The organism is Streptomyces sp. NPDC057424, from assembly GCF_042803315.1.
Taxonomy (GTDB): domain Bacteria; phylum Actinomycetota; class Actinomycetes; order Streptomycetales; family Streptomycetaceae; genus Streptomyces.
Genome location: NZ_JBHVCP010000017.1, coordinates 72473 through 97231, shown reverse-complemented (window position 1 = coordinate 97231; position 24759 = coordinate 72473). Strand labels below are relative to the sequence as shown.

The window sequence follows — 24759 nt, the reverse complement described above, 5'->3', positions numbered from 1 at the left end:
GATGAAGTGAGCATCGACAAGCCCGAGATCGACTTCCCGGGCGGCGAGCCCCCGGCGGACCTCGAGATCAAGGACATCTGGGAGGGCGACGGCCCGGTCGCGCAGGCCGGCCAGACCGTCACCGTGCACTACGTCGGTGTCGCCTTCAGCACGGGCGAGGAGTTCGACGCCAGCTGGAACCGCGGCACCCCGTTCCGCTTCCCGCTGGGTGGCGGCCGGGTCATCAAGGGCTGGGACCAGGGCGTGCAGGGCATGAAGGTCGGCGGCCGCCGCCAGCTGACCGTCCCCGCGCACCTGGCCTACGGCAACCAGAGTCCGACCCCTCTGATCAAGCCCGGCGAGACGCTGATCTTCGTGGTCGACCTGCTCGGGGTCTGAGCAAGCTCCGACCGGATTCGATCATGTGGGGCCCATGCCTGTTCGGGCATGGGCCCTCGGCTTTTGCCGTGCCACCGTGTGGCGGTACGGTCATCGCTCGTAAGCACCATAGGGAGGCGAAGCGCGTCGATGGCCATTGCCAAGGCGGAGCGGCTGATGAATCTGGCGCTGTGTCTGCTCGGGACACGGCGGCCGCTCAGCAAGCGTGAGCTGCGCGACTCCATCGAGGCCTACGTCGAGGCCTTCGGGCCGGGCAACGGCGCGACCGGCTCCGATGATTCGTTCAACCGCATGTTCGAGCGCGACAAGGACGACCTGCGCGAACTCGGGCTGGTCATCGAGACCGTCGAGAACCTCGACGGCGAGGTCGGCTACCTGGCCCGCCGCGACAGCAACCGCCTCCCGGCCATCACCCTGGACGCGGAGGAGGCCGCCGCCCTCGGGCTGGCCGCCAAGGTGTGGCAGCAGGCCCGGCTCGCCGGAGCGGCCAGCGGCGCCCTGCAGAAGCTGCGCGCGGCCGGACTCCCCGAGGACGTCGACCCGTACGGGTCGCACGGCGCGCTGGAGCCGCGCATCCCCGTGCACGAGGCCGCCTTCGAGCCGCTGATGCTGGCCTGCCGGGACCGCCGGCCCGTCGCCTTCGGCTACCGCAAGGCCACCGCCGCCCGCCCCGAGCAGCGGCACGTGGAGCCATGGGCGCTGGAGTGCTGGCGGGGCCACTGGTACCTGGCGGGCTGGGACCGCGACCGGGGCGCCGAGCGGGTCTTCCGGCTGTCGCGGATCACCGGCAAGGTCCGCTCGCGCAGCGGCCGGTACACCGCCGAGGTGCCGGACGTCGTCACCGTCCGGGAGACCGTCGCGGGCTGGGCCGGGGAGATCGCCGACCGCTCCGCGCGGATCCGGCTGCGCACGGGTGCTGGGTACCCCCTTCGGGCGAAGGCCACCTCCGTCCGGGAACTCGGCGACGGCTGGGACGAGTTGGAGATTCCGTACGGCCACGGGCTGGACGCCTGGCTGGTGGAGTTCGGGCCGGACGTGGTCGTCCTGGAGCCCGCCGAGCTGCGGGCCGACGTGGTGGACCGGCTGCGGGCCGTGGCCAAGGGCTGAGGGGGAGCGGAAAGACAGTGGCAGGCAAACCGGTCAGGCCCGTGAACGCCATCGACCAGACCCGGCGGATGCTCTCGCTGGTGACGTATCTGAAGGAGCGCCCCGGAGCCCGGGTCGAGGACGTCGCGCGCGCCTTCGGCATCAGCGAGGACGAACTGGTCTCCGACCTCGACGTGCTGCCCATGTGCGGCACCAGCTTCCGTGGCGGTGACCTGCTGGACATCGACACCGACGGCGAGCGCATCTGGTGGCACAACCCGGCCGCCCTCGCGGCGGAGGCCGCCGAGCCGCTCAGACTCGCCGCCGACGAGGCCACCGCCCTGCTCGTCGCCGCCCGGGCGGTGTCCACGCTGCCCGGCCTGCGCGAGAGCGACCGGCAGGCGCTGCTGCGGGCGACGGCCAAGGTGGAGACCGCGGCCGGCGAGGCGGCGGGCGCCAGCTCGCGCCTGTCCGTGACCTTCGAGTCCGAGGGCGGAGTGTTCGCGGACGTCGACCGGGCGATCGCCGAGCGCCGCCGGCTGTGGATCCGCTACTACTCGCCCGCGCGGGACGAGGTCACCGAGCGGGAGATCGACCCCATCCGTCTGGTCAGCGTCGGGCACACGTATGTCGAGGCCTGGTGCCGCCGCTCCGAGGCACGCCGCACCTTCCGGCTCGACCGGGTCGCCGAGATCAAGATCCTGGACGAGCCGTCGGCGCCGCCCGAGATCGAGCTGCGGGACCTCTCGGAGGCGCTGGTGCAGCCCGCGGCCGAGGACCCGGAGGTCGTGGTCGAGGTCGGGCCCGGCGGGCGCTGGGTCGCGGAGTACTACCCGCACGACAGTGCGGATGAGCTCCCGGAGGGCGGGCTCCGTATCACTCTGCGGACCCCCGACCCGGCGTCGCTCCGGCGCCTGGCTCTGCGGCTCGGGCGGGACGGCCGGATCGTCTCGCCGCCGGAGCTCGCCGACAGCGCCCGGCAGGCGGCCCGGGAGGCGCTGGCGGCGTACGACGGGGTCGAGGCGGTGGAGACGGCCCGCGTCGTGGAGACCGCCGACGCGCGGGGGCCACGCGCGGTGCACGCGGTTCCGGACGGGCCGGGCGGCAGACCCGAGTGAGCCACGGTGCCACCGCGGTCCGGGCCGGGCACGGTCGTGGGTCACGGCACCGGCTGTGGCGTCTCGGAGGCGAACGACCCCAGAAAGAGGAGCGAGGGCTTGAGCGAGTCGGCGACGTCCGGTGTGCGGGGCATGACGGTGGAGTCCGCGTTCGCCGGGATGAGAAGCGTGACCCCGGTCGTGTTCAGGGCGGGCTGCCCCGACTGCCGGGGGTCCTTCGAGCTCGCTGCGGGCGCCCTGCGTCTGGCCATCGGCGCCTCCAGCCGCACCACCTTCTACTCCTTCACCTGTCCCGGGTGCGGCGCGTCCGTCCGCAAGCCCGCGGGGGAGCGGATCGTGGAGCTGCTCACCGGCGGCGGTGTGCGGACCCTGCGGCTGCACTCCACCGTCTAGTGGGTCGGGGCGTTCGCCCCCTCGCGACGGTCTAGGCTCGACGTCATGTTCTGGCCGATGTTCGCGGTTGCTGTGGGTTTCGTGGGTCTCGTCGTGCTCGGGGTGCTCGCCGTGCGGGTCTTCGTGGCGGCACAGCGCCTGGGCAGGCAGGTCACGGACTCGGCGCGCCGTATCAACCGGGCCGCCGAGGACCTGGAGCGGGCGGCGGGCAGCGCGGCCCGTTCCGTGGACGCTCTGTGAGCCGTCCTGCGGGCGGCCGTGAGTCGCGCTTTGGGACAGTTCGCCCTGTCACGTCGGTGGTTCGGAAAGGTACGCTGCTGGTCGCGGCCCGGTTAACGAGGCACTGGTCGCGGACGGGAGTACGCACAGGGGATGCAGAGGGATTGCCACACGTTTACCCCCGAGCGTTACGATCGCTGTCAGCACGATCGTTCGGACAAGTGTCCGACCGGTCGGACAGCACCCCACACAGCCGCCTCGGTGAGAAGGTAAAGACTTATGTTCGGAAGGCTCGGAGCCCCCGAGATCATTCTCATCCTCGTCGTCATCATCCTGCTGTTCGGCGCGAAGAAGCTTCCGGACATGGCTCGGTCGCTCGGCAAGTCCGCCCGCATCCTCAAGAGCGAGGCCAAGGCGATGAAGGACGAGAACAAGTCCTCCACGACCCCGGCCGGCCCGCCCGACAACGACGAGCAGCCCTCGCAGCGCACCATCCAGGCCGCCCCCGGTGACGTGACCAGCTCGCGCCCGGTCAACGAGCCGACGGACACGACCAAGCGCTGACGCAGGGCCGGTGACCTCCGGCCCGCCGCACGAGATGGGAACGTGGGTTGCTGAAGTCTGCCCGCAAGAAGGAGACGGATCCCGAGGGGCGGATGCCCCTCGCGGAGCACCTTCGCGAACTCCGCAACCGGCTCGTGAAGAGCCTGCTGGCGATCGTTGTCATGACGATCGTCGCTGCCTTCTTCTACAAGGACATCATCCAGTTCTTCACGGATCCCATCCTTGAGGCGGTGGGATGCGAGTACAGCTTCGCCGAACTCGCGAAGGGCACCGAGGAATCCCAGTGTGCGCGGATCGTCCAGAACGGTCTGCTCAGCCCGTTCACTCTCGCTCTCACGGTCTCGCTGTCCTCCGGTGTGGCCCTCGCGGCCCCGGTGTGGCTGTATCAGTTGTGGGCCTTCGTGGCGCCGGGCCTGCACCGGCACGAGAAGAAGTACTCGCTGGCCTTCGTGGCCGCAGGATTCCCGCTGTTCCTCACGGGGGCGTACTTCGCCTACTGGTCGCTGCCCAAGATGGCCTCCGTGATGCTCGAGTTCGCGATCATCGGCAGTGACAACCAGCTTCCCCTTGATGATCTCCTCCAGCTGGTCATGCGGATGATCATCGTCTTCGGACTCTCCTTCGAGCTGCCGCTGCTGCTGGTCATGCTGAATTTCGGCGGTGTCCTCTCCGGCAAGAAGATCGCCGGCTGGTGGCGGGGCATGATCATGGGCATCACTGTGTTCGCCGCGATCGCCACTCCCAGCACCGACCCGATCTCCATGCTTGCCCTGGCGGGCCCCATCTGGGTGCTGTACTTCGCAGCGAGCGCGATCGCCCTCGCGAACGACAGGCGGCGGGCCCGTCGCGACGCGGCAGGGCCGGACGACGACGAGGCCTCGGAGCTGGACCTCACCCCCGACGACATCGGCGAGATCGAGCCCGTGACCACCAGCCGGGCCGCGCTGCCCGAGCAGGCGAGCTCGGAGCGCTCGGACCGGGTCAACGGTTATGACGACGTGACCTGAAGATCGCCAGGCAGATCGTAGGGTCGGTCCCGTGACCAGCGAGATCACCCTCTTCGTCAACCCCACCGCGGGCCGCGGCCGGGGCGCCCGCGCGGCGCAGCCGGCCGCTTCGGCTTTGCGGGCGGCCGGCTTCTCGGTGCGCACGGTGCTCGGGGAGGACGCCGACGACGCCCTGCTCCGCGCGCGTGCGGCTGTCGACGGCGGCACAGGAGCGCTGATAGCCGTCGGCGGGGACGGCATGGCCAACCTCGCCCTGCGGGCCGTCGCGGGCACGCACACCCCGCTGGGCCTCGTCGCCGTCGGGACCGGCAACGACTTCGCCCGCGCCCTCGGCCTGCCCGTGCGCGAGCCGGCCGCCGCGGGCCGCATGATCGCCGACGCCCTCAAGTGCGGACGGCTCCGCGACATCGACCTCGGGCAGGTCGGCGACCGCTGGTTCGGCACCGTCCTCGCCTCCGGCTTCGACTCCCGCGTCAACGACCGCGGCAACCGCATGCGGTGGCCCACCGGCCGCCTCAAGTACGACCTGGCGATGATCGCCGAACTCGCCGGGTTCCGGCCCGTCCCGTACCGGATCCGGCTCGACGGCGGAGAGGTCCGGGAGATCGAGGCGACCCTCCTGGCCGTCGGCAACGGCCCCTCGTACGGCGGTGGCATGCGGATCTGCCCCGGCGCCGACCTGACCGACGGGCTGTTCGACATCACCGTCGTCGGGGACTGCAGCCGGACGGAATTGCTGCGGGTGTTCCCGAGGGTGTACCGGGGCACGCACGTCGACCATCCGAAGGTGACCGTGCTGCGGGCGGCCCGGGTCGAGATCGCCGCCGAGGGCGTCACCGGCTACGCAGACGGGGAGCCGCTCGGCCCGTTGCCCCTGAGCGCGCGCTGCGTACGCGGGGGAGTGCGGGTCGTCGGCCCCTGAGCTGCGCCGATCCAAGGTTTCACAGCAACGGATCCGGATAATGATCGTCCTGTTGTCAGTGCGGCCCGGTACGCTCGAAAGCACGATGACAGAGGATCTCTCACCGGCCGAGCGGTACGCGGCAGCCCGCCTGCGGGCAGCCGAGCAGGCCACCGCGCTCGCGGGCTTCCGCGAGATGTACGACTTCGGTCTCGACCCCTTCCAGATCGAGGCCTGCCAGGCGCTCGAGGCGGGGAAGGGCGTGCTGGTCGCCGCGCCCACCGGCTCCGGCAAGACGATCGTCGGCGAGTTCGCCGTCCACCTCGCCCTCCGGCAGGGCAAGAAGTGCTTCTACACGACACCCATCAAGGCACTGTCGAACCAGAAGTACGCCGACCTGTGCCGCCGCTACGGCACGGACAAGGTGGGCCTGCTGACCGGCGACAACAGCGTCAACTCCGACGCCCCGGTGGTCGTGATGACCACCGAGGTGCTGCGGAACATGCTGTACGCCGGTTCGCAGACCCTCCTGGGTCTGGGCTACGTGGTCATGGACGAGGTGCACTACCTCTCCGACCGGTTCCGGGGCGCCGTCTGGGAGGAAGTGATCATTCACCTTCCCGAGTCGGTCACGCTCGTCTCCCTCTCGGCGACCGTGTCCAACGCCGAGGAGTTCGGCGACTGGCTCGACACGGTCCGCGGCGACACCGAGGTGATCGTCTCCGAGCACCGGCCCGTACCGCTGTTCCAGCACGTGCTGGCCGGGCGGCGGATGTACGACCTGTTCGAGGAGGGCGAGGGCCACAGGAAGGCCGTCAACCCCGACCTCACGCGCATGGCGCGCATGGAGGCGAGCCGGCCGTCGTACCAGGACCGCAGGCGCGGCCGGTCCATGCGCGAGGCCGACCGCGAGCGCGACCGCAGGCAGCGCTCCCGGGTGTGGACGCCGAGCCGGCCCGAGGTCATCGAGCGGCTCGACGCCGAGGGACTGTTGCCCGCCATCACGTTCATCTTCAGCCGCGCCGCCTGTGAGGCCGCCGTCCAGCAGTGCCTGTACGCGGGACTCCGGCTCAACGACGAGGAGGCGCGCGACAGGGTCCGCGCCCTGGTCGAGGAACGCACGGCGTCCATCCCCGCCGAGGACCTGCACGTCCTCGGCTACTACGAGTGGCTGGAGGGCCTGGAGCGCGGCATCGCCGCCCACCACGCGGGCATGCTGCCCACCTTCAAGGAGGTCGTCGAGGAGCTGTTCGTACGCGGCCTGGTCAAGGCCGTGTTCGCGACGGAGACCCTCGCCCTCGGCATCAACATGCCCGCCCGCTCGGTGGTCCTGGAGAAGCTCGTCAAGTGGAACGGCGAGCAGCACGCGGACATCACGCCGGGCGAGTTCACCCAGCTGACGGGCCGGGCCGGGCGGCGCGGCATCGACGTCGAGGGCCACGCCGTGGTGCTCTGGCAGCGCGGCATGAGCCCCGAACACCTCGCGGGCCTGGCCGGCACGCGCACGTACCCGCTGCGCTCCAGCTTCAAGCCGTCGTACAACATGGCGGTCAACCTGGTCGAGCAGTTCGGGCGGCACCGCTCACGCGAGCTGCTGGAGACGTCGTTCGCGCAGTTCCAGGCGGACAAGTCGGTCGTCGGCATCTCCCGGCAGGTGCAGCGCAACAAGGAGGGGCTGGAGGGCTACAAGGCCTCCATGACCTGCCATCTCGGCGACTTCGAGGAGTACGCGCGCCTGCGCCGCGAACTGAAGGACCGGGAGAACGAGATCGCCCGGCAGGGCGCCGCCCAGCGGCGGGCGGAGGCCGCCGTGGCGCTGGAGAAGCTGAAGCCCGGTGACGTCATCCACGTGCCCACCGGCAAGTACGCGGGCCTGGCACTGGTGCTGGACCCGGGCCTGCCGGCGGGCCGTTCGAACGGCCACCGGGGCTTCGAGCACCACGACGGGCCGCGCCCGCTGGTGCTGACCGCCGAGCGGCAGGTGAAGCGGCTGGCGTCCATGGACTTCCCGGTGCCGGTCGAGCCGCTGGAGCGGATGAGGATCCCGAAGTCCTTCAACCCCCGTTCCCCGCAGTCCCGTCGGGATCTCGCGTCGGCGCTGCGCACCAAGGCCGGGCACATCCCGGCCGAGCGGCACCGCAAGCGGCGCTCCCAGGCGGCCGACGACCGCGAGATCGCCCGGCTGCGCACCGCGCTCCGCGCGCACCCCTGCCACGGTTGCAACGACCGTGAGGACCACGCCCGTTGGGCCGAGCGGTACCACCGGCTGCTGCGCGACACCTCGCAGCTGGAGCGGCGGATCGAGGGCCGGACGAACACGATCGCCCGGACGTTCGACCGCATCGTGGCGCTGCTGACGGAGCTGGACTATCTGCGCGCCGACGAGGTCACCGAGCACGGCAAGCGGCTCGCGCGACTGTACGGCGAGCTGGACCTGCTCGCCAGCGAGTGTCTGCGCGAGGGTGTCTGGGAGGGGCTCGGCCCGGCGGAACTGGCCGGCTGTGTCTCGGCGCTGGTGTTCGAGTCGCGTGTCGCGGACGACGCGACGGCCCCGAAGGTGCCGTCCGGGAAGGCCAAGGCCGCGCTGGGCGAGATGGTGCGGATCTGGGGGCGGCTGGACGCGCTGGAGGAGGAGTTCCGGATCACCCAGACCGAAGGGGTCGGGCAGCGGGAGCCCGACCTCGGCTTCGCCTGGGCCGCGTACGAGTGGGCCTCCGGGAAGGGGCTCGACGAGGTGCTGCGCGAGGCGGAGATGCCGGCGGGGGACTTCGTGCGGTGGTGCAAGCAGGTCATCGACGTACTGGGGCAGATCGCTGCGGCTGCGCCGCAGGGCTCCAGTGTCGTGAAGAACGCGCGTAAGGCTGTTGATCTGTTGCTGCGGGGAGTTGTCGCCTACTCGTCGGTGGGGTGATCGTCTGACGCGCGGGTGCCGGTCGGTGGTGGTTGCCCGCATGGTTCCCCGCGCCCCTGGAGAGGCGCTGTACTGAAGCCCATTCACCCCTCACGGTGAGTGGGTTTTCGTACGTCCGTTCTTCGTTACGTACGGTATTCGAACGATGTCGCAGCGTGTAAACGACCGAGCGTACTATCCCTTCGCGTCCGGTTTCCGGCAGTTGCTGAATATGACACAGCGGTGATCCGGTCGGACTAAGCTCGCCCGCAGCGCACCGGCTTGGGATGAATTCGTGCGCTTGTTCCCCAATGTGTGGAAGATCCCGACAGCTTCATGACATACCCCCCTGCAAGTCCCCCCGAACCTCAGTCGACTCCTGTCAGAAGGCCCACATGGTGAGTGTTCAATCCCCTCCCGGTCGCCGTGAACTCCCCTACGCGCGCCTGTTGTTGTTGCCGGCCATAGTCATGGCCGCGGCGACCGGAGCCGCCGTCGCCCTGGTGGCGGAGCCGGCCCGGGGCGCCGTCGGCTGGTGCGGCGGCATCGCCACCGCGCTGGTGCTCATGACGGCGGCCGAGGCGGTGCGCCGCGGCCGTGCGCTGCGCAACCAGCGTGCGGAGCACGCCCGGCACAGCGCGCATCTGGAACAGCGGATCGCCGCCCACGAGAACGAGTTGATGCGCTTCTCCAGGGAGATCGTCCCCGCCGCGCTCAACCTGCTGCGCACCGGAGAATCCCCCAGGGAGGTGATTCGCAAGCTCGGCCTCGCCAACCCCGAGTACCGCAACCTCCCCGCCCCGCAGGCCGAGACGCTGCTGACGGTGCTCAAGATCGTCGACCGCGAGGTGACGATGCGGGACGCCGCGGCGCGCTCCTTCGTCAGTGTCGCCCGCCGTGTCCAGGCGATCATCCACCAGCAGGCCGAGGAACTCCGGGAGATGGAGGAGGACCACGGCCGCAACCCGGAGGTCTTCGACGACCTGCTGCGCATCGACCACGGCAACGCGCTGATCGGCCGCCTGGCCGACTCCGTCTCCGTTCTCGGCGGCGGTCGTCCCGGACGGCAGTGGCCCGAGCCCGTGTCCCTCTACAGCACCCTGCGCGGTGCCATGTCCCGCATCCTGGAGTACCGGCGCATCCAGCTGTCCTCCATCGCCAAGGTCAGCGTCAAGGGCATCTACGTCGAGCCGGTCATCCACGCCGCCGCCGAGCTCCTCGACAACGCCACGCGCTACTCGCCGCCGCAGACCAAGGTGCACGTCACCGCCACCGAGGTGCAGACCGGCGTCTGCATCGAGATCGAGGACGGCGGTGTCAACCTCAACGAGGAGGCGCGGGCCCGGATCGAGGGCATGCTGGAGGCCGCCAAGGCGGGCGTCGACCTGCAGGACATCGGCGAGCACCCGCGTCTCGGCCTGGCCGTCGTGGGCCGCCTCTGCACGGCGTACAACATGCAGGTCTCGCTGCGCGCCTCCGCGTACGGCGGCGTCCGGGCCATCCTCATCGTGCCCAGCGAGATGATCACCCACGAGCCCGGTGTCGGCCTCGCGCACGGTATCGGCGCCACCGGCATCCCCATGACGGTCGGCATCCCCGAGAGCCCGAAGCGCGCGCCCAAGCGGCGACGCCCCACGAGCCCGAAGATCCCCGCCACGGTCTCCCTGGAGGACGACGACGTCCCCGAGGTCACCGAGTGGACCGCGAACGGCCTGCCCCAGCGCCGCAGCAGGGTGAAGATGCCGCTCGCCGAGCGCCTCGCCCAGCAGGCCGCCAACGAGAAGGCCGACCGGGAGGCCGCCGAACGGGGCGAGTACAACCCGTGGGCGGCGACGCAGGAGCCCGAGACCAAGCCCCTGCGTGACATGTCGGCGCCCGACGCCCCCGGCAAGGGTCTCGAGGCCTTCTGGGAGGGGCTCAAGCAGGGCATCGAGCCCGGCACCCACCCGACCGACTTCATCAGGAACCCGACCAAGTACCTGCACCTGCTTAACGACCCGGCTCCCACAGAGGCCGATGACGAGGGGGACCTCAAGTGATCCAGCAGCGAGGCAACTTCGACTGGATGCTCAAGCAACTCGCCGACGGCGTACCGGGCATCGAGATGATCGTGGTGCTCTCCGCCGACGGTCTGCGCATCGCCCGCTACGGCGGCGAGCCCGACGCGGCCGACCGGGTCGCCGCGGCCTGCGCCGGCCTGCAGTCCCTCGCGGGCAGCGTCTGCCAGGAACTCACCGTCGGTGACGGCGAGATGAAGCTCGTCATGATCGAGATCGACCGCGGCTACTTCTACCTGATGAGCGCCGGAGCCAACGCCTTTCTCGCGGTGCTCTCCGACGTCCGGTGCGAGCCCGGCCGGATGAGCGCGATGATGCGCGACCTGGTCGTCCGGATCGGCGGCCACCTCACCAGTCCGCCCCGGCGGAACGGGCAGATCGTATGACGCCTCCCCAACGCCAGAGGCGCGACCTCGCCCCGGAACCGCCCACGCCCAAGGACGGCGAGGGCAAACCCGGTAACCCGGAGCGGATGTACGTGGTGGCCGGCCCGGACGGTGAACGGGCCGAGCTCGATCTGGTGACGTTAATCGTGGCGCGTGCCACGGACCCGCCGCCCTCTGCCTCTCCCGAGCAGGCGGCGCTGCTCCGACTCTGCGCCGCCCCCCTGTCCGTGGCCGAGCTGTCGGCCTACCTCCACCTGCCGTTCAGCGCGATGGGCGTGCTGCTCACCGAGTTGCTGACGGCGGAACTGGTGCAGGCGCGTGCCCCGATCGTCCGCAAGGCGCGCACCGACCGTTCCCTCCTCGAAGCGGTGATGAATGGACTTCAACGGCTCTGACACCATCCCGGGCCCCCGGGCCGAGGACCAGCTGCCCCACACGGCGCAGGCCGCGGCCAAGATCGTGATTGTGGGTGGCTTCGGCGTCGGCAAGACGACCATGGTCGGCTCGGTCAGCGAGATCACACCGCTGACCACCGAGGAGACCATGACGCAGGCCGGCATCGGTGTCGACGACAACTTCGGCTCCGCGTCCAAGACGGCCACCACCGTCGCCATGGACTTCGGCCGGATCAGCATCACCGACCAGCTCGTGCTGTACCTCTTCGGCACGCCCGGCCAGCAGCGCTTCTGGTTCCTGTGGAACGGCCTGTTCGAGGGCGCGCTCGGCGCGGTGGTGCTGGTCGACACCCGGCGGCTGGAGGTCAGCTTCGACGTCATGGGGCGGCTGGAGGAGCGCGGCGTGCCGTTCGTGGTCGCCATCAACTCCTTCCCCGACGCCCCGCGTTACGACGTCGAGGAGCTGCGCACGGCCCTCGACCTCACACCGGACATCCCGATCATCGAGTGCGACGCGCGGCGGCGGGCCTCCAGCCGCGACGTCCTGATGACCCTCATGCGCTTCCTGCACTCGCTCGCCATGACGGGCTCGCTCACCTGACCCGCATCACACACCCCCACACCTCCCCCCAGACACCTGGAACCACCTCAGTTTCGGAGCGACACTGTGACGCCTGAATCCCACGCCCCGACCAGTACGGACGGACTCCGGCCCGGACCGCCCCCCGGCTGCCCCGCGCACGGCCTCGGGCCCGGGGGTCTGCACCGGCTGCACGAGGCGGAGGACCTGGGAGCGCTGTACGAGCAACTGCGGGACCAGCACGGTCCCGTGGCGCCCGTGCTGCTCCACGACGACGTGCCGATGTGGATCGTCCTCGGCCACGGCGAGAACCTGCACATGGTGCGCTCGCCCTCCCAGTTCTGCCGGGACAGCCGTATCTGGACGCCGCTCAGGGAGGGTCTGGTCAAGCCCGACCACCCGCTGATGCCGCACATCGCCTGGCAGCCCATCGCCTCGCACGCCGAGGGCGACGAGCACAAGCGGTTGCGCGGCGCGGTCATGGGCGCCATCTCCACCATCGACTTCCGCAGCCTGCGCCGCTACATCAACCGCAGTACGCAGGTGATCGTCAACCGGTTCTGCGAGGCGGGCGAGGCGGACCTCGTCGGCCAGTTCACCGAGCACCTGCCGATGGCGGTGATGTGCGAGATCCTCGGCATGCCCGAGGAGTACAACGACCGCCTCGTCGAGGCCGCCCGCGACGCGCTCAAGGGCACCGAGACCGCGATCGCCAGCCACTCCTACGTCATGGACGCCCTGAGCCGGCTCACCGCCACCCGCCGCGCCCAGCCGGAGGAGGATCTCGCCAGCTACCTGATCACCCACCCGGCCCGGCTGAGCGACGACGAGGTCAGGGAGCACTTGCGCCTGGTGCTCTTCGCCGCCTACGAGGCCACCACCAACCTGCTGTCCAACGTGCTGCTCACGGTGCTGATCGACCCGCGCTTCCGGGCCCAGCTCAACGGCGGCCAGATGACGGTGCCGGAGGCGGTGGAGCAGTCCCTGTGGAACGAGCCGCCGTTCAGCACGGTTTTCGCCTACTTCGCCAAGCAGGAGACCGAGCTGGGCGGGCAGCGTATCCGCCGGGGCGACGGGCTGCTCTTCGCGCCGCTCCCGGCCAACGTCGACCCGCGGGTGCGGCCCGACCTGAAGGCCAGCATGCAGGGCAACCGCTCCCACCTCGCCTTCGGCGGCGGCCCGCACGAGTGCCCCGGTCAGGACATCGGCCGTTCCATCGCCGACGTGGGCGTCGACGCGCTGCTGATGCGGCTGCCGGACGTCGAACTCGACTGCGACGAGGAGGAGCTGAGCTGGACGGCGTCCATCGCCTCCCGGCACCTGGTGGAACTGCCGGTGCAGTTCGCGCCCAAGCCGCCCCAGGACGTGCAGGAGGTGCCGAGCCACAAGCCGGTCGCCGCGCAGCGCTCGGACTGGCAGATCGGCACGGCGCAGCCGCAAGCCGCACCGGCCGCCGCCCAGCCCCAGCCCCAGCCGGTTCCGGTGCAGCCCCGGCCAGCCGCCGCGCAGCCCCAGCCGGTTCCGGTGCCGCCGCCGCCGGCCGCCGCGGAACCACCCCGCCGCAGGGGCGTCTGGCAGCGGTTCCTGAGCTGGTGGCGCGGCTACTGACCGTCCGACGGGCCGTCGTACGCCCCGGCGGCCCACCGGTCGTACGACGCCCAGGCCGCGAGCACCCGGCCGCTGCGGAACCGGTGCTCCTCGCCGGTGACCGGGTCGGTGAACTCCAGGCACCGGGCCAGCAGCTGGAGCGGGCGGCGGAAGTCGCCGGCGGCCCCGGGAGCGGTCACCTCCGGGTAGAGCGGGTCGCCGAGGATCGGCACGCCCAGCGCCGTCATGTGGACGCGCAGCTGGTGTGTCTGCCCGGTGGCTGGCGCGAGCCGGTACCGGGCCAGTCCGCCGGGCCCGTCGGGGCGGTCGCGGTGCTCGACGAGCTCGACACGGCTGACGGCGTTGGGTTCGCCCGGGACCTCCCGGGCGGTGAGCACCCCGCGCTCCTTCACGATCCGGCTGCGGACCGTCCGGGGCAGGGCGAGGGCGGGGGTGTGCGGGGCGACGGCCTCGTACTCCTTGCGGACCCGACGGTCGCGGAACAGCGTCTGGTAGGCGCCGCGCTCCTCGGGGCGCACGGTGAACAGCACGAGTCCCGCGGTGAGGCGGTCCAGGCGGTGTGCGGCGGTGAGCGCCGGGAGGTCCAGCTCGCGGCGGAGCCGGGCCAGCGCGGTCTCGGCGACATGGCCGCCGCGCGGGGTGGTGGCGAGGAAGTGCGGCTTGTCGGCGACGACGATGTGCTCGTCCCGGTGCACGACCTCCACCGGGAAGGGCACCGGCACCTCGTCGGGCAGGTCCCGGTGGAACCACACGAACATCCCGGGCACGAAGGGGGCGTCCGCCGCGACGGGCCGCCCGTCCGCCCCGACGATCCGGCCCGCGTCGAACATGCCGTCGACGACTCCGGTGCCCGCCCCGGAGAGCCGCTCCACCAGGTGCTCGCGCACCGTGCCCCAGGTCCCCGTGGCGGGCAGCCGCACCCGTACCGGGTCCACGCCGTGGCGCTGCGGCAGGGGAGCGGGCGGGGTGCGGGTCTTGCGTCTCATCGCGGCCCAGCGTACGAGGCCGGTGCGCAGGGGCGGAAAACCGGTGGGAGCGCCCGGCGGGCCTTGCCAGGATACGGGCATGCCGTTCCTCATCAGCCCGGTCCTGACCGCCGGGACCCTCGCAGGCCGCCCGCAGCCGGTACTCCCCGCCGACGGCGGACTCGTGCTGCGCCCCTGGCGGGCCGGGGACGCGCCCGCGGTGTACGAGGTCTTCCAGGATCCCGTGATGCACCAGTGGCACGCCCGGTCCGCCGATTCCGTGGCGGAGGCCGGTGACTGGATCCGTGAGTGGCGTCAGGCGTGGGAGGGGGAGCGGGAGGCGCACTGGGCCGTGGCCGACGCGGATCGCGGCGTGCTGCTGGGCCGGGTGGCGCTGCGCGAGCTACGGCTCGAGGACGGGACGGCGGAGGTGGCGTACTGGACCGTCCCGGCGGGCCGGGGCCGGGGTGTCGCCGCCCGGGCCGCGACCCGGCTCACCCGCTGGGCGCTCGGCGAGATCGGCTTCCACCGCCTGGAACTCCTGCACGCCGTACGCAACGAAGCGTCCTGCCGCGTCGCCACCAGGACCGGCTTCGCGCTGGAGGGCACCAAGCGCAGTGCGATCCTGCAGCCGGACGGATGGCACGACATGCATCTGCACGCGCGGGTCGGCCCCGGCACACTCCCGCCTTCCTGAGGAGACCGCCGTCAGGCCGCGGACACCCTCTCCTCCGCCTCGATCCGGGCGTTCCACTCGCGCTTCGAGGCCTGCCAGCCGTCCTCGTTGTGGCCGCGGCGCCAGTAGCCGGAGATCGAGAGGTCCTCCCGGGAGACGTGGCGCTCCACGCGCAGGAGATGACGCAGCTGCTTGACGAAGTGCGCCTCGCCATGGACGAAGGCGTGTACGCGGCCCTCGGGGAACTCCAGGTTCCGTACGGCCTCGACCAGCGCCTCACCGAGCGGCCGGGCGCCGCGGTGCAGCCAGACGACCTCCACATCCGAGTCGATCTTCTGCTCCTCCTCGGGACCGGAGACCTCCACGAAGGCGTACGCCCTGGCCCCGCGCGGCAGCGCCTCCAGGGCGCAGGCGATCGCGGGCAGCGCGCTCTCGTCCCCCGCGAGCAGATGCCAGTCGGCGCCCGGGTCGGGCGCGTACGCCCCGCCGGGTCCCATGAAACGCACGGTCTCACCCGGCCGGACGCGCATGGCCCAGGGACCGGCCAGGCCCTCGTCACCGTGGATGACGAAGTCGAGCGTCAGTTCGCTGTGTTCGGCGTCCCAATGGCGGACCGTGTAGGTCCGGGTGACCGGCCACTGTTCGCGCGGCAGCTCGTCCCGGACGCGCTGCAGGTCGAAGGGCTCCGGATAGGTGACGCCCACGGGCGGGAACAGCAGCTTCACATAGTGGTCGGTGCACGTGCCGGCGGCGAAGTCGGCGAGGCCCTCGCCGCCGAGCACCACGCGCTGCATGTGCGGAGTCAGCCGTTCGGTGCGCACGACCTGCGCGGAGTGGAGCCTGCGCGGCTGGCGTCCCGGTCGCTCTGCCATGAGGACCTCCCGGTCTCGCATAGTTAGGGTAACCTAAGTTAGCACCTCGCCCCCACTTCACACCTCTAGTGGCGACGAGATCAGGTCCCGAGAGTCGTCAGCAGCCGCTCCAGGGACCCGCCCAGTCCCCAGCGGGCCGCCAGCGCCTCCAGGGCAGCCGGGTCGCGCGGCGCCCGCGGCAGCGCCGTGGAGACGTCCGGCAGGGGCACGTCGTCCGCGACCCGGACCACCTTCGGCGCGACCGCGAGATAGGGACGCGCCTCGTCCAGCCTCCTGCGCTGCGTGGGCGTCAGCTTCGACCGCCGGTCCTCGACCGCCGCCATGATCCCGGCCAGGTTCCCGAACTCGGCCAGCAGCTTGGCGGCCGTCTTCTCTCCGATGCCCGGCACGCCCGGCAGGCCGTCGCTGGGGTCGCCGCGCAGCAGGGCCAGATCCGCGTACCCGCTGCCGTCGACCCCATACTTCTCACGCAGCACCGCCTCATCGGTGTGCTGCAGGGTGCCCACGCCCTTCAGCGGGTACAGCACGCGTACCCCGCGCGCGTCGTCCACCAGCTGGTACAGGTCGCGGTCGCCGGTGACGATGTCGACCGGGCCGTCCGCCCGCGCGGTGAACGTGCCGATCACGTCGTCCGCCTCGTACCCGGCGACGCCCACGCGCGCGATGCCCACCGCGTCCAGCACCGCCTCGATGACCGGCACCTGCGGCGACAGTGTGTCGGGCACCTCCTCCTCGTCCGGACCCACCGCGTGCTCCTCGGCGACGCGGTGCGCCTTGTAGGACGGGATCAGCTCCACCCGCCACTGCGGCCGCCAGTCGGCGTCCATGCAGGCCACCAGGAGGTCCGGCCGGTGGTCCTTGACCAGGCGGTCGATGAAGTCGAGCAGTCCGCGCACGGCGTTCACCGGCGTGCCGTCCGGGGCCCTGACCGAGTCCGGGACGCCGAAGTAGGCGCGGAAGTACAGGGAAGCGGTGTCGAGGAGCATCAGTCGTCCGGTCACGCCACGCATCATGCCGTACGCCGCCGACAGTCACTCGCGGCCGCGCAACGCGTTGCGCCCTGCACCTCGGTGTGAAGCGGCCCACACCGCAGTTTGCCTTCGGGGATCGGGGGGAGGCGCCGCCCCGGAGCGAGGCTGGTTGCGCATTTCAACTCTTTGCGCCCTGTCCTCGCTCTGTTCTGTTCCCGTGAAATAGAGGTGCACGTGTCAGCGACGCTTGAGGCAGAGTGTCTGTACAAGGTGTTCGGCAGAAGACCGGACCGGGCCGTCGAGCGGTTGCGCGGCGGAGCCGACCGGGAGGAGCTGCGGGCCGAGGGCACGACGGCCGCCGTGATCGACGCGTCGTTCACCGTGGAGCCCGGCCAGATCTTCGTCGTGATGGGCCTGTCCGGATCCGGCAAATCCACCCTGCTGCGCATGCTCAACGGCCTCCTCGAGCCGACCGCCGGACACGTCCGCTTCGACGGCCAGGACCTGACCACGCTCGGCGGCCGCGAACTGCGTGAGGTCCGCTCCAAGAAGATCAGCATGGTGTTCCAGCACTTCGCGCTGTTCCCGCACCGCAGCGTGCGCGATAACGCCGCCTACGGTCTGGAAGTGCAGGGCGTGCCCCGCGCCGAGCGCGCACGCCGCGCCGACGAGGCGCTCGCCCTGTGCGGCCTGGCCGGCTGGGAGAAGTCCTGGCCCGACGAGCTGTCCGGCGGCATGCAGCAGCGCGTCGGCCTCGCCCGCGCGCTCGCCACCGACGCCGACCTGCTGCTGATGGACGAGTCCTTCTCCGCCCTGGACCCGCTGATCCGCCGCGACATGCAGGACCAGCTGCTGGAGCTCCAGCAGAAGCTCAAGAAGACGATCGTCTTCATCACCCACGACCTGAACGAGGCCATGCGCCTGGGTGACCGCATCGCCGTCATGCGCGACGGCCGCATCGTCCAGAACGGCACCGCCCAGGACATCCTGCTGCGGCCGGAGAACGACTACGTCGCCTCCTTCACCCAGGACGTCGACCGCTCCCGCGTCCTGACCGCCGGCGAGATCATGGACACCTCGGTCACCGGCGACGGCCCCGGCTGCCACTGCGAGACCGCCACGGCCGACACCCCCTTCACGGAGCTGTGCGCGATCAGCGCCCGGCTCTCCCACCCCGTCCCGGTCGTGGACAAGGACAACCAGCTGATCGGCGTCGTGCCCCGGCAGCGCCTGGTCGGATTCCTCGGCGACGAGCAGGACGCCGACCCGGAGCCCTGCGACTGCCCGCGGGGCAAGGGCGGAGAGAAGGTGACCGCCCGTGCCTAGGATTCAGCTCGGCGACTGGGTCAACGACGCGGTCGACTGGCTCACCACCCACATGGCGTGGCTGTTCGACTTCTGCAAGGCCGTCTTCCTCGGCCTCTACGACGGCATCAACGCCGTCCTGCAGGCCCCCGAACCGCTGCTCCTCGCGGGCATCTTCGCCGTGATCGCCTTCTGGCTGCGCGGCACCCTCGCCGGTGTCCTCACGTTCGCCGGGTTCGCGTTCATCGACTCCCTCGAACTGTGGGAGAACGCGATGATCACCCTGTCGCTCGTCCTCGTGGCGACCGTCATCGCGCTGGTGATCTCCCTGCCCGTGGGCATCTGGGCGGCCCGCTCGGACCGCGTCAGCGGTCTGGTCCGGCCCGTCCTGGACTTCATGCAGACGCTGCCCGCGATGATCTACCTCATCCCGGCGATCCTCTTCTTCGGCACCGGCGCCCCCGCGGGCATCGTCGCCACCCTGATCTTCGCGCTCGCCCCGGGCGTGCGGATGACCGAGCTGGGCATCCGGCAGGTCGACAGGGAACTGGTCGAGGCGGCCGAGGCGTTCGGCACCTCCCCGCGCAACACCCTGTTGCGCGTCCAGCTGCCGCTCGCCCTGCCCACCGTGATGGCCGGCGTCAACCAGGTCATCATGCTCGGCCTGTCCATGGCCGCGATCGCCGGCATGGTCGGCACCGGCGGCCTCGGCGGCGACGTCAACGAGGCCATCGGCCAGCTCAACGTGGGCCTCGGCTCCGAGGCCGGTGTGGCGATCGTGATCCTCGCGATCTACCTGGACCGCATGACCAGCGCCCTGGGCACCCAGGTCTCCCCGCTCGGCCGCCGCGCCGCCGCCAAGCTGCGCGCGGCCCGCGGGCTGACGATCTGGTCGTACCGCCCGCGTCCGGCGGTCGCCGTGATCGGCGTCGTCGTCCTCGCGCTCACCGCGGGCGGCATGGGCGTCTTCGGTGGCAACAGTGACACCGAGGCCGTGGCGGACGGCAAGAACGTCGGCCAGGGCAAGAAGATCAGCATCGGCTACATCCCCTGGGACGAGGGCGTCGCCTCCACCTTCCTGTGGAAGGAGGTCCTGGAGCAGCGCGGTTACGAGGTCGAGGCCAAGCAGTTCGACGCCGGCCCGCTGTACACCTCCCTCGCCCAGGGCGACGTCGACTTCCAGACGGACGCCTGGCTGCCCACCACCCACGCCCAGTACTGGAAGAAGTACGGCAAACAGCTCGACGACCTGGGTGCCTGGTACGACAAGACGTCCCTGGAGCTCACGGTGCCCGCCTACATGAAGGGCATCGACTCCCTGGCGGACCTCAAGGGCAAGGCCTCCGAGTTCGGCGGCAAGATCACCGGCATCGAGTCCAGCGCCGGCGAGATGGCCCTGCTGAAGAGCAAGGTCCTCAAGGAGTACGGCCTCGACGAGGAGTACGAGGTCGTCGACAGCTCCACGCCCGCGATGCTGGCCGAGCTCAAGCGCGCCTATGCCCAGAAGAAGCCGATCGTCACCACGCTCTGGTCGCCGCACTGGGCGTACAACGACTACGACCTCAAGAAGCTCAAGGACCCGAAGGGCGCCTGGGGCGAGGGCGACGGGGTGCACACCCTGTCCCGCAAGGGCTTCGCCGACGACGCCCCGACGGTCGCCACCTGGCTGAAGAACTTCACGATGAGCGAGAAGCAGCTCACCAGCCTCGAGGCCGAGATCAACAAGGCCGGCAAGGGCGACCAGCAGGACGCCGTCCGCGCCTGGCTGAAGCAGAACCCCGGCGTCGTCGACCAGCTCGCCCCGGTGCAGAACTCCGGCGGCGGCACGCCGGCCGAGGCCAGGCAGCCCCTGGACGTCGCCTGGTTCCCCTGGGACGAGGACATCGCCGTCACCTACCTGTGGAAGAACGTCCTGGAACGGCGCGGCTACCGGCTGAACCTGAAGCAGATGGACGTCGGCCCGGTCTACACCGGCCTGGCCTCGGGCGACCTCGATCTCAACTTCGACGCCTGGCTGCCCTACGCCCAGAAGAACTACTGGGACAAGCACAAGGACCGGCTCAAGGACCTCGGCACCTGGTACGAACCGACCTCCCTGGAGATCGCCGTACCGTCGTACGTGAAGGGCGTCGACTCCCTGGAGGACCTCAAGGGCAAGTCCGGCACCTTCAAGGGGAAGATCATCGGCATCGAGCCGGGCACCGGCGAGATGGATCTGCTCAAGAACAAGGTCCTGCCCGGCTACGGCCTGGACGAGGAGTACGAGGTCGTCGACGGCTCCACGCCCGCGATGCTGGCCGAGCTGAAGCGCGCGTACGCCAAGAAGGAGCCGATCGCCGTCACGCTCTGGTCGCCGCACTGGGCGTACAGCGACTACGAGCTGACCAAGCTGAAGGACCCCAGGAAGGCCTTCGGCGAGGGCAACACGATCCGCACCATCTCCAACGAGAAGTTCCCCGAGGAGTACCCGCAGCTCACGAAGTGGATCAAGAACTTCAGGATGAGCGAGGACGAGCTCGGCACTCTGGAGAGCGAGATCAAGGACCGCGGTCAGGGCCATGAGGAAGAGGCCGTGGCCGAGTGGCTCGAGCAGCACCCGGACATGGTGCAGCGCATGACGCCGCGGTGACTCCGCAGTAGGGTTCCGGGGTGGGACGCGCGACACGCCGCGCCCCACCCCGACCCCGGTCCCACGATCGGGATCCGGACAACCACAGAGCGCGACGCCACCCCCTGAACCCCCTCTCCCTGCCTGTTCCTCCGCGGGCGGAAGGCCCGCCGCGCCGCTCCGGCGGAGGATCCCCTGGCGCGAAGTGTGAGGTCGTGCACCGCCCCGGATGACGTCGATGTGACGGGCGCATGAAACGGTTTGCCGAACATGCGTAGGGTGCAGACAACTCAACAGAAGCAGTGCGCCGGGACACCGCCGCACGGGGAGCGGATCGACGGGCGAAGGAGGGAGCCGGAGCGATGGGCGACCACAAAGAGCAACCCCTTCGGGTGGGCGCGGCCGTGCGCCGGCGGCGCCGCGCGCTGGACCTCACCCTCGCCGTCGTGGCCGCGCGCAGCGGTCTGTCGGTCCCGTTCCTGAGCCAGATCGAGAACGACCGGGCCCGGCCCAGCACCAGTTCCCTGGAGAAGGTCGCCGACGCCCTGCGCACCACCGCCGTGGAGCTCCTCGCCGCGGCCGACCCGGCGTGCAGCGTGGACGTCGTCCGCGCCGACGGCAGCGAGCCACTGCCCCGGCCCCGCGCCCGCTCCCTGGTCCGCGGCCACCACCAGATGCACGCCTCCGAGTTCACCGGCGACCATGACGCCGGCCGTGAATTCCAGTACCGCAACGACCAGTTGATGTACGTCGCCGACGGCGCGGTGGAGATCGAGGCGGAGGGCCGCGCCTACCGTCTCGGCCGCGGCGACACCCTGTACCTGACCGGCGGCGTCCGGCATCGCTGGCGGGCGGCCGAGTCGGACACCCGCGTGATCGTCGTCGCCGTCGCGGAGCACATCGAGGCGGTCCGGGACCGGCCACGCCGGTGAGGGTCGTCTCGCTGGTCCCGTCGCTGACCGAGGCCGTGGCCCGGTCGGCGCCCGGAACCCTGGCCGGCGCCACCGACTGGTGCACACACCCGCCCGGCCTCGACGTCGTACGCGTCGGCGGCACCAAGAACCCGAAGACCGAGCGGATCGTCTCCCTCGCTCCCGACCTCGTGATCGCCAACGAGGAGGAGAACCGCGAGCCCGACCTCGCGGGCCTGCGCGCGGCGGGCGTCGAGGTCCTGGTGACGGAGATCCGCGACGTGCCGCAGGCCTTCCGGGAACTCGCCCGGGTGCTGGACGCCTGCGGGGTGACGGCCCGCCCGCGCTGGCTGGAGGAGGCGGAGCGGACCTGGTCGTCCCTGCCCGAGCCCGGGGTACGGCTGACGGCGGCCGTGCCGATCTGGCGCCGGCCGTGGATGGTCCTGGGCCGTGACACCTTCGCCGGTGACGTCCTCGCCCGCCTCGGCGTCGACCACCTGTACGCGACGCACCCCGACCGCTATCCGCGCATCGCGCTGGAGGAGCTCCGCGCCTCGGCACCCGACGTGGTGGTCCTCCCGGACGAGCCCTACCGATTCACCGCGGACGACGGCCCCGAGGCCTTCCCCGGCCTGCCCTGCGCGCTCGTCAGCGGACGGCACCTGACGTGGTACGGGCCGTCACTGGCCGAGGCGCCGCGGGTGCTCGGCCGGGCGCTGCGAGCAGCTCGCCCCTGAGCAGCCCGCGCACCGTGCCCACGACGGCGGTGCCCCACGCCGCGACCAGAACCGCGTACAACACGACCGCCGGGCCCGCGTAGGCGATGAGCCCGGTGTGCCGGCCCAGCGCCTCGGCGCCCGTGACACAGGTGCCGACGGGGAAGGTGAACGACCACCAGGTCATCGAGAACCGCATCCCGTGCCGCCGGGCGCGCAGCACATGGGCGGCGGCAAGGCAGGACCACAGCAGCGCGAACCCCATCACGGGCACGCCGTAGAGCACGGCGAGGGCGCCGAAACCCTCGCGGTAAGGATCCGGTACGACCCCGGGCGCGACGTCCGCGAAGGCGCCGACGGCGGTGGTGGACTGCCCGAGCGGGCCCAGCACCAGGAACAGCGTCGGGGTGAGGGCGAGGGGCAGCGGCCCGCCGGTGAGCGAGCGGGCGAAGACCAGCGGCAGCATGACCAGGGTCGCGAGCAGGCTGAGCCCGAACAGCGCGAAGCAGACGAGGAGCAGCGTCTCCCGGGCCTGGCCGGGCGGCAGATGCGGCACCAGCAGCGGCCCGACGGCGGCCGACACCATGGGCGCGACGAGCGGCAGGAGCCAGACGGGCGTGGCCTGCCCCGGCTCCACCCGATGCCGTACGGCCATCAGATACGGCACCACGACCGCCGCGGCGAGCCCGACAACCGTGCCGGCGGTGAACAGCACCGCGTCGAGTGCGACGGCCGCCCGCAGGCCGATCCAGTCCCGGCCGACGGTGAGGGCACCGCCGCCCACGGCCAGCAGGGCCATGGCGAGGCAGCCGTAGAAGGGGACCGTCGCCGGGTCGAGGAGGTGGGCGCGGGCCTGGTCCCGGTGCCGGGTCCAGTGCACGGCCCGTCCCGCGAGCAGCGCCAGGAGCAGGACGAGCGAGAGGGCCCACACGGCCGCGAGCACGCCGCGCAGCCCCGGGACATGCGACGCGAGGGTGGCTCCTGCGGTGGCCACGACGGCGGTGCCCATCACGGTGGCGTACCAGTTGGGTCCGAGATGACGGACGGAGAGCGGGTACGCGAGGGGCTGGGCTGCGGTGACCATGAATCCACGGTGGGGACGGGGGAGGCGCACCACCAGGGACCATGCCTCTATGGCGACATAAGCTGGGTTTATGAGCAACGCGGATGAGCAGGCCGGGCCGGCGGTCTCCGGCGCCCTGGCGCACCGGGTGCCCGATCTGGGCGCCCTGGAACTGCTGCTTGCGGTGGCGCGGCTCGGCAGCCTCGGTGGTGCGGCGCGGGAACTCGGCATCACCCAGCCCGCGGCCAGCAGCCGCATCCGCTCGATGGAGCGGCAGCTCGGTGTGGCGCTGGTCGACCGGTCGCCCCGCGGGTCCCGGCTCACGGACGCCGGGGCGCTGGTGACGGACTGGGCGCGGCGGATCGTGGAGGCGGCGGAGGCGTTCGACGTGGGGGCGCAGGCGCTGCGCGTCCGTCGCGATTCCCGGCTGCGGGTGGCCGCGAGCATGACCATCGCCGAGTATCTGCTGCCGGGCTGGCTGCTCGCGCTGCGCGCGCAGCGGCCCGACACGGCGGTGTCACTGCACGCGGGGAACTCGACGGTGGTGGCGGAGCGGCTGCTGTCGGACGAGGCGGATCTGGGGTTCGTGGAGGGGCTGTCGGTGCCGGCCGGCCTCGACTCGGCGGTCATCGCCCATGACCGGCTGATAGTGGTGACCGCGCCGGGGCATGCGTGGGCTCGGCGGCGTCGGTCGCTGGCCGCGGAGGAACTGGCGTCGACGCCGTTGATCCTCCGCGAGAAGGGCTCGGGGACGCGGCAGGTGCTGGACGCGGCGCTCGGCGGTCTGGCCCGGCCGCTGATCGAGCTGTCCTCGACGACGGCGGTGAAGGCCGCGGCGGTGAGCGGTGCGGGGCCGGCGGTGCTGAGCGAGCTGGCGGTGGGGGAGGAGCTGGCGATGCGGCGGCTGGTGCGGGTGCCGGTGGACGGGGTGGCACTGGCGCGGGACTTGAGGGCGGTGTGGCCCACGGGACACCGCCCCACCGGACCGGCGCGGGACCTGCTGTCGCTGACGCGGGGGTAGCGTCTCGCCGCTGGGCCGCTGGGCCGCTGGGCCGCTGGGCCGCTGGGCCGCTGGGCCGCTGGGCCGCTG

Annotated in this window: 24 protein-coding genes; 20 read left to right on the top strand and 4 right to left on the bottom strand. The window is 71.4% G+C overall.

The window, feature by feature from the left end; all coding sequences use genetic code 11:
- Positions 1–6 precede the first annotated feature (6 nt).
- The 14 genes from ACFU3E_RS16615 (at position 7) to ACFU3E_RS16550 (ending at position 13582) form a co-directional block, all read left to right on the top strand.
- Complete coding sequence (locus ACFU3E_RS16615) at positions 7–378, top strand: FKBP-type peptidyl-prolyl cis-trans isomerase (RefSeq protein ID WP_248507422.1); 372 nt, start codon at positions 7–9, stop codon at positions 376–378.
- A gap of 129 nt (positions 379–507) precedes the next feature.
- Positions 508–1485 carry a helix-turn-helix transcriptional regulator gene (locus tag ACFU3E_RS16610; RefSeq protein WP_384157745.1) on the top strand — a complete coding sequence of 326 codons (978 nt, stop codon included), beginning with the start codon at positions 508–510 and terminating at the stop codon, positions 1483–1485.
- A gap of 17 nt (positions 1486–1502) precedes the next feature.
- On the top strand, positions 1503–2582 hold the full coding sequence (locus ACFU3E_RS16605) for a helix-turn-helix transcriptional regulator (RefSeq protein WP_384157741.1): 1080 nt from the start codon (positions 1503–1505) through the stop codon (positions 2580–2582).
- Between the two features lie 99 nt (positions 2583–2681).
- The gene (locus tag ACFU3E_RS16600; RefSeq protein WP_384157739.1) at positions 2682–2975 is read left to right on the top strand and encodes a hypothetical protein; all 294 of its coding nucleotides are present in this window, start codon (positions 2682–2684) and stop codon (positions 2973–2975) included.
- A gap of 45 nt (positions 2976–3020) precedes the next feature.
- The gene (locus ACFU3E_RS16595) at positions 3021–3215 is read left to right on the top strand and encodes a hypothetical protein (RefSeq protein ID WP_384157736.1); all 195 of its coding nucleotides are present in this window, start codon (positions 3021–3023) and stop codon (positions 3213–3215) included.
- A 258-nt stretch (positions 3216–3473) separates the two neighbouring features.
- A complete protein-coding gene (tatA, locus tag ACFU3E_RS16590) occupies positions 3474–3758 on the top strand; it encodes a Sec-independent protein translocase subunit TatA (RefSeq protein ID WP_274815152.1) in 285 nt (94 codons plus the stop codon).
- Between the two features lie 47 nt (positions 3759–3805).
- Positions 3806–4765, top strand: coding sequence for a twin-arginine translocase subunit TatC (tatC, locus tag ACFU3E_RS16585; protein WP_384157733.1), 960 nt, complete (start codon positions 3806–3808; stop codon positions 4763–4765).
- A 31-nt stretch (positions 4766–4796) separates the two neighbouring features.
- Positions 4797–5687, top strand: coding sequence for a diacylglycerol kinase (locus tag ACFU3E_RS16580; protein ID WP_384157730.1), 891 nt, complete (start codon positions 4797–4799; stop codon positions 5685–5687).
- A 40-nt stretch (positions 5688–5727) separates the two neighbouring features.
- Positions 5728–8577, top strand: a complete 2850-nt coding sequence (locus tag ACFU3E_RS16575; protein WP_384157727.1) for a DEAD/DEAH box helicase — start codon at positions 5728–5730, stop codon at positions 8575–8577.
- Positions 8578–8951: 374 nt separating this feature from the next.
- Positions 8952–10595 (top strand): sensor histidine kinase, encoded by a 1644-nt coding sequence (locus ACFU3E_RS16570; protein ID WP_384157724.1) that lies wholly within the window; start codon positions 8952–8954, stop codon positions 10593–10595.
- The gene (locus ACFU3E_RS16565) at positions 10592–10999 is read left to right on the top strand and encodes a roadblock/LC7 domain-containing protein (RefSeq protein ID WP_031141974.1); all 408 of its coding nucleotides are present in this window, start codon (positions 10592–10594) and stop codon (positions 10997–10999) included. Before ACFU3E_RS16570 ends, ACFU3E_RS16565 begins: the two co-directional genes overlap by 4 nt.
- Positions 10996–11394 (top strand): DUF742 domain-containing protein, encoded by a 399-nt coding sequence (locus tag ACFU3E_RS16560; RefSeq protein WP_384157721.1) that lies wholly within the window; start codon positions 10996–10998, stop codon positions 11392–11394. Before ACFU3E_RS16565 ends, ACFU3E_RS16560 begins: the two co-directional genes overlap by 4 nt.
- On the top strand, positions 11375–11995 hold the full coding sequence (locus tag ACFU3E_RS16555; protein WP_384157718.1) for an ATP/GTP-binding protein: 621 nt from the start codon (positions 11375–11377) through the stop codon (positions 11993–11995). The genes ACFU3E_RS16560 and ACFU3E_RS16555 overlap by 20 nt, the downstream gene beginning before the upstream one ends.
- A gap of 66 nt (positions 11996–12061) precedes the next feature.
- Positions 12062–13582 (top strand): cytochrome P450, encoded by a 1521-nt coding sequence (locus ACFU3E_RS16550; RefSeq protein ID WP_384157715.1) that lies wholly within the window; start codon positions 12062–12064, stop codon positions 13580–13582.
- On the opposite strand, the gene ACFU3E_RS16545 is transcribed toward ACFU3E_RS16550, so the two are convergent.
- Positions 13576–14568, bottom strand: coding sequence for a pseudouridine synthase (locus tag ACFU3E_RS16545; protein WP_384157712.1), 993 nt, complete (start codon positions 14566–14568; stop codon positions 13576–13578). The genes ACFU3E_RS16550 and ACFU3E_RS16545 overlap by 7 nt on opposite strands.
- Positions 14569–14647: 79 nt before the next feature.
- Here ACFU3E_RS16545 and ACFU3E_RS16540 point away from each other — a divergent pair, with 79 nt between their 5' ends.
- Entirely contained in the window at positions 14648–15244 is a 597-nt protein-coding gene (locus ACFU3E_RS16540) for a GNAT family N-acetyltransferase (RefSeq protein WP_384157709.1), read from the top strand.
- 11 nt (positions 15245–15255) lie between these two features.
- Here ACFU3E_RS16540 and ACFU3E_RS16535 read toward each other — a convergent pair whose 3' ends face one another.
- A complete protein-coding gene (locus ACFU3E_RS16535; RefSeq protein ID WP_384157706.1) occupies positions 15256–16095 on the bottom strand; it encodes a siderophore-interacting protein in 840 nt (279 codons plus the stop codon).
- Between the two features lie 80 nt (positions 16096–16175).
- Positions 16176–17105 carry a 5'-3' exonuclease H3TH domain-containing protein gene (locus tag ACFU3E_RS16530; RefSeq protein ID WP_384157830.1) on the bottom strand — a complete coding sequence of 310 codons (930 nt, stop codon included), beginning with the start codon at positions 17103–17105 and terminating at the stop codon, positions 16176–16178.
- Between the two features lie 195 nt (positions 17106–17300).
- Between ACFU3E_RS16530 and ACFU3E_RS16525 the strand changes: the two genes are divergently transcribed.
- From ACFU3E_RS16525 to ACFU3E_RS16510, 4 genes are all read left to right on the top strand, one after another.
- Positions 17301–18392 (top strand): glycine betaine/L-proline ABC transporter ATP-binding protein, encoded by a 1092-nt coding sequence (locus tag ACFU3E_RS16525; protein ID WP_384157703.1) that lies wholly within the window; start codon positions 17301–17303, stop codon positions 18390–18392.
- The gene (locus ACFU3E_RS16520; RefSeq protein ID WP_384157700.1) at positions 18385–21000 is read left to right on the top strand and encodes an ABC transporter permease/substrate binding protein; all 2616 of its coding nucleotides are present in this window, start codon (positions 18385–18387) and stop codon (positions 20998–21000) included. The genes ACFU3E_RS16525 and ACFU3E_RS16520 overlap by 8 nt, the downstream gene beginning before the upstream one ends.
- A gap of 341 nt (positions 21001–21341) precedes the next feature.
- Positions 21342–21911, top strand: a complete 570-nt coding sequence (locus ACFU3E_RS16515) for a helix-turn-helix domain-containing protein (RefSeq protein ID WP_384157697.1) — start codon at positions 21342–21344, stop codon at positions 21909–21911.
- Positions 21908–22627 (top strand): helical backbone metal receptor, encoded by a 720-nt coding sequence (locus ACFU3E_RS16510; RefSeq protein WP_384157694.1) that lies wholly within the window; start codon positions 21908–21910, stop codon positions 22625–22627. The genes ACFU3E_RS16515 and ACFU3E_RS16510 overlap by 4 nt, the downstream gene beginning before the upstream one ends.
- On the opposite strand, the gene ACFU3E_RS16505 is transcribed toward ACFU3E_RS16510, so the two are convergent.
- Entirely contained in the window at positions 22539–23690 is a 1152-nt protein-coding gene (locus tag ACFU3E_RS16505; protein WP_384157691.1) for a TDT family transporter, read from the bottom strand. The genes ACFU3E_RS16510 and ACFU3E_RS16505 overlap by 89 nt on opposite strands.
- Positions 23691–23760: 70 nt before the next feature.
- Between ACFU3E_RS16505 and ACFU3E_RS16500 the strand changes: the two genes are divergently transcribed.
- On the top strand, positions 23761–24690 hold the full coding sequence (locus ACFU3E_RS16500; RefSeq protein WP_361306774.1) for a LysR family transcriptional regulator: 930 nt from the start codon (positions 23761–23763) through the stop codon (positions 24688–24690).
- The last annotated feature ends 69 nt before the right edge of the window (positions 24691–24759 follow it).

Bases quoted from the DNA above. Each gene is read 5' to 3' on its own strand.
- ACFU3E_RS16610 (WP_384157745.1), top strand. From the start codon at position 508: ATGGCCATTGCCAAGGCGGAGCGGCTGATGAATCTGGCGCTGTGTCTG.
- ACFU3E_RS16595 (WP_384157736.1), top strand. From the start codon at position 3,021: ATGTTCTGGCCGATGTTCGCGGTTGCTGTGGGTTTCGTGGGTCTCGTC.
- tatA (WP_274815152.1), top strand. From the start codon at position 3,474: ATGTTCGGAAGGCTCGGAGCCCCCGAGATCATTCTCATCCTCGTCGTC.
- ACFU3E_RS16575 (WP_384157727.1), top strand. From the start codon at position 5,728: ATGATCGTCCTGTTGTCAGTGCGGCCCGGTACGCTCGAAAGCACGATG.
- ACFU3E_RS16570 (WP_384157724.1), top strand. From the start codon at position 8,952: ATGGTGAGTGTTCAATCCCCTCCCGGTCGCCGTGAACTCCCCTACGCG.
- ACFU3E_RS16560 (WP_384157721.1), top strand. From the start codon at position 10,996: ATGACGCCTCCCCAACGCCAGAGGCGCGACCTCGCCCCGGAACCGCCC.
- ACFU3E_RS16555 (WP_384157718.1), top strand. From the start codon at position 11,375: ATGGACTTCAACGGCTCTGACACCATCCCGGGCCCCCGGGCCGAGGAC.
- ACFU3E_RS16545 (WP_384157712.1), bottom strand. From the start codon at position 14,568: ATGAGACGCAAGACCCGCACCCCGCCCGCTCCCCTGCCGCAGCGCCAC.
- ACFU3E_RS16540 (WP_384157709.1), top strand. From the start codon at position 14,648: ATGCCGTTCCTCATCAGCCCGGTCCTGACCGCCGGGACCCTCGCAGGC.
- ACFU3E_RS16535 (WP_384157706.1), bottom strand. From the start codon at position 16,095: ATGGCAGAGCGACCGGGACGCCAGCCGCGCAGGCTCCACTCCGCGCAG.
- ACFU3E_RS16530 (WP_384157830.1), bottom strand. From the start codon at position 17,105: ATGCGTGGCGTGACCGGACGACTGATGCTCCTCGACACCGCTTCCCTG.
- ACFU3E_RS16515 (WP_384157697.1), top strand. From the start codon at position 21,342: ATGGGCGACCACAAAGAGCAACCCCTTCGGGTGGGCGCGGCCGTGCGC.
- ACFU3E_RS16505 (WP_384157691.1), bottom strand. From the start codon at position 23,690: ATGGTCACCGCAGCCCAGCCCCTCGCGTACCCGCTCTCCGTCCGTCAT.
- ACFU3E_RS16500 (WP_361306774.1), top strand. From the start codon at position 23,761: ATGAGCAACGCGGATGAGCAGGCCGGGCCGGCGGTCTCCGGCGCCCTG.